At 63.8% G+C, this 6,584-nt stretch carries 4 protein-coding genes; 1 reads left to right on the plus strand and 3 read right to left on the minus strand.

Annotated features, from left to right (window positions below):
- Nucleotides 1-95 precede the first annotated feature (95 nt).
- Entirely contained in the window at nt 96-827 is a 732-nt protein-coding gene (locus ACK59L_RS07430; protein ID WP_409272704.1) for a GntR family transcriptional regulator, read from the minus strand.
- 233 nt (nt 828-1,060) lie between these two features.
- On the opposite strand from ACK59L_RS07430, the gene ACK59L_RS07435 reads away from it, so the two are divergent.
- Nucleotides 1,061-4,534, plus strand: coding sequence for a PAS domain-containing hybrid sensor histidine kinase/response regulator (locus ACK59L_RS07435; RefSeq protein WP_167339089.1), 3,474 nt, complete (start codon nt 1,061-1,063; stop codon nt 4,532-4,534).
- Here ACK59L_RS07435 and rmuC read toward each other — a convergent pair.
- Nucleotides 4,506-5,876 (minus strand): DNA recombination protein RmuC, encoded by a 1,371-nt coding sequence (gene rmuC, locus ACK59L_RS07440; RefSeq protein ID WP_167339090.1) that lies wholly within the window; start codon nt 5,874-5,876, stop codon nt 4,506-4,508. The two genes, ACK59L_RS07435 and rmuC, sit on opposite strands and share 29 nt — an antisense overlap.
- 202 nt (nt 5,877-6,078) lie before the next feature.
- Nucleotides 6,079-6,495 carry a sel1 repeat family protein gene (locus ACK59L_RS07445; protein ID WP_196136813.1) on the minus strand — a complete coding sequence of 139 codons (417 nt, stop codon included), beginning with the start codon at nt 6,493-6,495 and terminating at the stop codon, nt 6,079-6,081.
- Nucleotides 6,496-6,584 lie beyond the last annotated feature (89 nt).

Below are 6,584 nucleotides of genomic sequence, written 5' to 3' on the forward strand. Positions count from 1 at the left end.
GCTGGGTTGCATGCAGCGCAGGCAACCGAGCAGGCGAAGCCACTGCGCCCGGGTGACGGGGCGCAGGCAGGTAAAAAAAGGTTGAAACGGCGCGGTCAGCGAATATCGATGCGGTAACGGAAGTGCTGCGCGTGCCCTCGCGACCGGCGCCACTCCAGGGGCTTACCGGCGTAGTCACGGGCCAGCCGCTCGATCACCACGATCGGGCTGCCAGCCGGTACCTGCAGAAGGCGCCCATGCACTTGATCCACGGCCTCGGCAGTCAGGGTCTCTTCGGCAGCTGCGACCACTTGCCCACACACCTGTTCGTAGATCGGGTAAAGCAACGGGCCCTTGCTATCCAGATCGGTCTCCAGCAGCAACTTAAACGGCTGGCGGGGCAGCCAGATGTCCTCGGCCAGCACGGGCTGGGCGTCGAGCAGACGAAGGCGCTGCAAGTGGATCACATCGGCTGCGGGGGCCAGGCCCAAGGCCTGGGCCACAGCAGACGGCGCCGCCACGACGTTCATGCTCAGGATGCGACTCATCGGCACGACACGCTCGCCGTTGACCGCCTCGAAGCGGAAGAAGCGAAACAGCGATGATTGGAACTGTGGACGGCGGATGAAGGTGCCTCGCCCCTGCTGGCGCTCAAGCACGCCTTCGGCCACTAGCGCATCGATGGCCTTGCGCACGGTGCCTACCGACAGGTCGAATTCGGTCGCCAGCGCAGCCTCGGTGGGAATCGCTTCACCAGGGTGCCAGCGATTGTTGGCAATCTGGGCTAGCAGATGGTCGCGTAGCTGTTGGTAGCGTGGCAGTCGTGTGTCGCTGGCGAGTGGAAGCATGGGTGTGTTCTCGTCTTGTTATATAGACATCTATATGAATTTTTCGGGAGTATTTGCTTCGCGGCATCACCTGTCAATCCTCCATCGGTCAACTGGCCTCGCCCGAGCCTGCAATTGGGGGCGTCATGCTGCGACCACCTGCCACTGCGACCATCGTCTGCGCTGACGGCGCGCTACCTGTCGTGCCAGACTGGCTGACCGGGCCTCGTTATCCATTAAGCGTCGGAGTCACCATGTCGTTGTCCAGCGGGCTGATCGCCGCGGTCGCCCTGGCCTATATGGCCGTCATGTTCGCCATCGCCTTCTATGGCGACCGGCGCAGCACCCCATTGCCGCCCAAATTGCGTGCCTGGGTGTACAGCCTGTCGCTGGCGGTGTATTGCACCAGCTGGACGTTCTTCGGCGCGGTCGGACAAGCGGCCGAGCAGCTGTGGGCATTCCTGCCGATCTACCTGGGGCCGGTATTGCTCCTGGTCTTCGCACCCTGGGTGGTGCAGAAGATGGTGCTGATCAGCAAACAGCAGAACATCACTTCCATCGCCGACTTCATCGCTGCCCGCTACGGCAAGTCCCAGACGCTGGCCGTGGTGGTGGCCCTGATCTGCCTGGTGGGCGTGCTGCCCTACATCGCCTTGCAGCTCAAGGGCATCGTACTGGGCGTCAACCTGTTGATCGGCGCTAGCGCAGACGCCACCGGCACACGCGTACAGGACACAGCGCTGGTGGTGTCGCTGGTGCTGGCGCTGTTCGCCATCGTATTCGGCACGCGCAGCCTGGACGTCACCGAGCACCACCGGGGCATGGTGCTGGCGATCGCGTTCGAGTCGTTGATCAAGCTGCTGGCGTTTCTGGCCGTGGGGATCTTCGTCGTCTTCAACCTCTACGATGGGTTCGATGACCTGTTCACCCAGGCGCGCCAGTCCATCGAACTGCACGATTACTGGACGGAGACCATCAACTGGCCGTCGATGGTGGTCCAGACGGCCGTTGCCATGATGGCCATCATCTGCCTGCCACGGCAGTTTCATGTGACTGTTGTGGAAAACATCGAGCCCCAGGACATGCGCCTGGCACGCTGGGTGTTCCCGATTTACCTGGCCCTGGCCGCCCTGTTCGTGGTGCCCATCGCCCTGGCGGGGCAGATGCTGCTGCCGGGTACGGTGATATCGGACTCATTCGTGATCAGCCTGCCCCTGGCCGAGGCACACCCCAGCCTGGCGCTGCTGGCATTCATCGGTGGCGCGTCAGCTGCTACCGGCATGGTCATCGTCGAAGCGGTAGCGCTGTCGACCATGGTTTCCAACGACATGCTGCTGCCCTGGTTGCTGCGTCGCAACAACGCCGAGCGACCATTCGAGGTGTTCCGGCACTGGATGCTTTCGGTTCGACGGGTCACCATCGTGGTCATCCTGCTGCTGGCGTACGTCAGTTACCGCCTGCTGGGCTCCACGGCCAGCCTGGCGACCATCGGCCAGATCGCGTTCGCCGCCGTGACCCAATTGACGCCCGCCATGCTCGGCGCGCTGTACTGGAAGCAGGCTAACCGCCGGGGCGTTTTTGCAGGTCTGGCGGCGGGTATTTTCCTGTGGTTCTACACCCTGGTGCTGCCCATCGCCGCCCACAGCCTGGGCTGGTCGCTGCAGGTGTTTCCAGGGTTGGCGTGGTTGCATGGCAACCCGTTGAATCTGCCGATCAGCCCGTTGACCCAAGGCGTGGTGCTGTCGCTTGCCGGCAACTTCACCCTGTTTGCCTGGGTCTCGCTGCTGTCGCGTACCCGCGTGTCCGAGCATTGGCAAGCGGGCCGCTTCATTGGCCAGCAGACCAGCGCCCGCCCCAGCAGCAAGCCGTTGCTGGCGGTGCAGATCGACGACCTGCTGACCCTGGCGTCGCGTTTCGTGGGTGAGGAGCGCGCGCGGCAGAGCTTCATTCGGTTCGCCTATCGCCAGGGCAAGGGCTTCAACCCCAACCAGAACGCCGACGGTGACTGGATCGAACACACCGAGCGGTTGTTGGCCGGTGTCCTGGGCAGTTCGTCTACCCGTGCAGTGGTCAAGGCAGCCATCGAGGGCCGCGACATGCAGCTCGAAGACGTGGTGCGCATTGCCGATGAAGCGAGCGAGGTGCTGCAGTTCAACCGGGCATTGCTGCAGGGCGCCATCGAGAACATCAACCAGGGCATCAGTGTGGTCGACCAGAACCTGCACCTGGTGGCCTGGAACCGGCGTTACCTTGAGCTGTTCAATTACCCGGACGGGCTGATCAGCGTGGGACGGCCCATTGCCGACATCATTCGCTATAACGCTGAGCGCGGCCTGTGCGGCCCAGGGGAAGCCCAGGTGCACGTGGCCCGGCGTCTGCACTGGATGCGCCAGGGCCGGGCTCACTCGTCCGAGCGGCTGTTCCCCAATGGGCGCGTGATCGAGTTGATCGGCAACCCGATGCCAGGTGGCGGTTTCGTCATGAGCTTTACCGACATCACGCCGTTTCGCGAAGCCGAGCAAGCGCTGCGCCACGCCAACGAGAGCCTTGAGCAACGCGTGGCAGAGCGCACCTACGAGCTGTCGCAACTGAACCAGGCGCTGACCGAAGCCAAGAGCCATGCCGAAGCGGTCAGCCAGTCCAAGACCCGCTTCCTGGCTGCGGTCAGCCACGACCTGATGCAGCCGCTCAACGCCGCCAGGCTATTTTCTGCGGCCTTGTCGCAGCAAGCCGAAGGCATGACCGAAGAAGCCCGGCAACTGGTCCAGCACATGGACAGTTCACTGCGTTCGGCCGAGGAGCTGATCAGCGACCTGCTGGACATCTCGCGCCTGGAAAACGGCAAGATCACCCCCGACGCCAAGCCGTTTGCCCTGAACGAGCTGTTCGACACCCTTGGGGCGGAATTCAAGGTATTGGCTGCCGAGAAAGGCCTGGCGTTTCGCCTGCGCGGTAGCCGCCTGCGGGTCAATAGTGACATCAAACTGCTGCGCCGTGTGCTGCAGAACTTTCTCACCAACGCCCTGCGCTATGGCAAGAGCCCGATCCTGCTGGGTGCACGCCGCCAGGGCGAGCGCCTGTGGCTGGAAGTCTGGGACAGGGGGCCCGGCATCGCCGACGACAAGCTGCACGTGATCTTCCAGGAGTTCAAACGCCTGGACAGCCATCAGACCCGCGCCGAAAAAGGCCTGGGCCTGGGCCTGGCGATCGCTGACGGACTGTGCCGGGTCCTGGGCCACACACTGGAGGTACGTTCCTGGCCCGGCAAGGGGACTGTGTTCCGTGTAAGCGTGCCGATCTCTCAACAACCAGCCCCCGTCACTTCGGCGGTAGAGCAGCGCAGCGAGCCACTGGCCGGGCTGCAGGTGCTGTGCGTCGACAACGAAGACAGCATCCTGATTGGCATGAACAGCCTGCTCAGCCGCTGGGGCTGCCAGGTGTGGACCGCACGCAGCCGCAGCGAGTGCGAGGCCCTGCTGGCCGAGGGCATGCGTCCGCACCTGGCCCTGGTGGACTACCACCTGGATGAAGGCGATACCGGCACGCGCTTGATGGGCTGGCTACGCACTCGGTTGGGCGAACCGGTGCCTGGGGTGGTCATCAGCGCCGACGGCAGCAAGGAAACCGTCGCACTGGTGCATGCCGCAGGCCTGGACTATCTGCCCAAGCCGGTGAAGCCCGCTGCCTTGCGGGCCCTGCTCAACCGTCATCTGAGCCTGGTGCAGTAAGCGCCTGGTCGGGCACTTCATCGGCGAAGGCGCGTTCGAGCAAGTCGGGCGCCAGGCTTTTGCTAGCCCGGGCCCCGAGTAGCTTGAGCTGCTCGCTGCGGCTGACCAGGTTGCCGCGCCCTTCGCACAGTTTGTTACGGGCTGCCGCGTAGGCCTTGTCCACCTGTTGCAGGCGGCTGCCCAGTTCATCCAGGTCCTGGATAAACAGCACGAACTTGTCGTACAGCCACCCGGCACGTTCGGCGATTTCCCGGGCGTTCTGGCCTTGGCGTTCCTGCTTCCACAAACTGTCTATCACCCGCAGCGTGGCCAGCAAGGTAGTGGGGCTGACGATGACGATTTGCCGGTCGAAGGCTTCCTGGAACAGGTTGGGCTCGGCCTGCAACGCCGCCGAGAACGCGGCCTCGATGGGCACGAACAGCAGCACGAAATCCAGGCTGTGCAGGCCTTCGAGACGGCTGTAGTCCTTGCTTGACAGGCCCTTGACGTGACTGCGCAGGGACTGGACGTGCTGCTTGAGCGCCGCCTCGTCGTTGCCTGACACGAACTGCTGGTAGGCTGTCAGGCTTACCTTGGCATCGACCACCACCTGTTTGTTGCCCGGCAACATGATCAGCACATCGGGCTGGAAGCGCTCACCGTCAGCGCTCTTGAGGCTGACCTGCGTCTGGTACTCCCTGCCCTTTTCGAGCCCTGCGTGTTCGAGCACGCGCTCCAGGATCAGCTCGCCCCAGTTGCCCTGGGTTTTCTGCCCCTTGAGCGCCTGGGTGAGGTTGGTCGCTTCATCCGACAGGCGCAGGTTCAGTTGCTGCAGGCGCTCGAGCTCCTTGCCCAGCGAAAAGCGCTCGCGGGCTTCCTGCTGGTAGCTTTCCTCGACACGTTTTTCGAACGCCTGGATGCGCTCCTTCAACGGATCGAGCAGTTGGCCAAGGTGCTGCTGGCTGGTCTGGGCAAAGCGCTGTTCGCGCTCATCGAAGATCTTGGTAGCCATGTCGGCAAACTGGGCACGCAGGGTATCGCGGGCCTCCTGCAGGTCCTCGAGACGCTGCTGGTGGCTTTCCTGCTGCTCTCGCAGCTCGGCTTCCAGGCGTGCGGCCTGAGACTCCAGGCGGCGCTGCTCTGCCTCGCGGGTAGCGCGCTCCAGGTTCCAGGCATGGGCGGCGTCGCGGGCATTGTCCCGCTCGATCTGCAGCAGCTCCAGCTCTCGGCCCTGGGCTGCAAGCTGCGTCTGCTTGAGGGTATTGGCTTCGCTGAGGTCACTGACTTCATCACGACTGGCATCGAGTTGCGCCTGCAAACCGGCCTGGGCCAGCTGCGCTGCGTTCAGACGCTCTTCAAGCAAGGCACGCTCGCCATGCCGTGCCGCATGCCGACGCTGAAGCTGCATGACCCACACCAGGCACGGCACCGCGCCCGCCACCAAGCCCAGCAGAATGCTGGCCAGATCCACTGTCATGCCTACCCCGGTCACTGTCTGGCAAATTCGCTGAAGCTTAACAGCCTGACCGGCAGGTTGCCCGCGGCGCTGTCACATGCAGGGGTGATCAGTGCCCGAACCACTGACGCAGCAAACGGCGGGCCTCCTGGGATCCCTTCCCGGCCGCCAACTCCAGCCAGCTGCGGGCCTGCTCGGGCGCTGACGCCCGGCACGCTCGGGCATACTCCACCTGGGCGCGACAATCGCCAGCGCGTGCGGCCTGACGTAGCAGGTCATGGCCGATACGCCGATCACGGGCGCTGCCGCAGTCGCGGCAAAGCATTTGTCCCAGGCGGCTTTGAGCCACCACCACACCCTCGCGCGCTGGGCGCTTGAGCAACCGCCCAGCCAGGTGCTTGACCTGTGGTTTGTCGCCCAAACGCGAACTGTCGAGTAGCCACAGGGCAACTTTGAGCGTGAACCGTCCAGGGCGCTGTGCAGACGAGGGCATGGGGCTGGCGAGTGGTTTGCTGCGAGACTTCATGAGCGGCAGGTCAGGCAAATCGAAAAGCGCGCCACTCTACCGGTTTTTGACGTGCTGGCCTAATGCCGAGGACTTTTTTTATAAAAATT

Origin of the sequence: Pseudomonas sp. KCJK9111, from assembly GCF_046231935.1 — a bacterium.
GTDB classification, from domain to species: domain Bacteria; phylum Pseudomonadota; class Gammaproteobacteria; order Pseudomonadales; family Pseudomonadaceae; genus Aquipseudomonas; species Aquipseudomonas parafulva_B.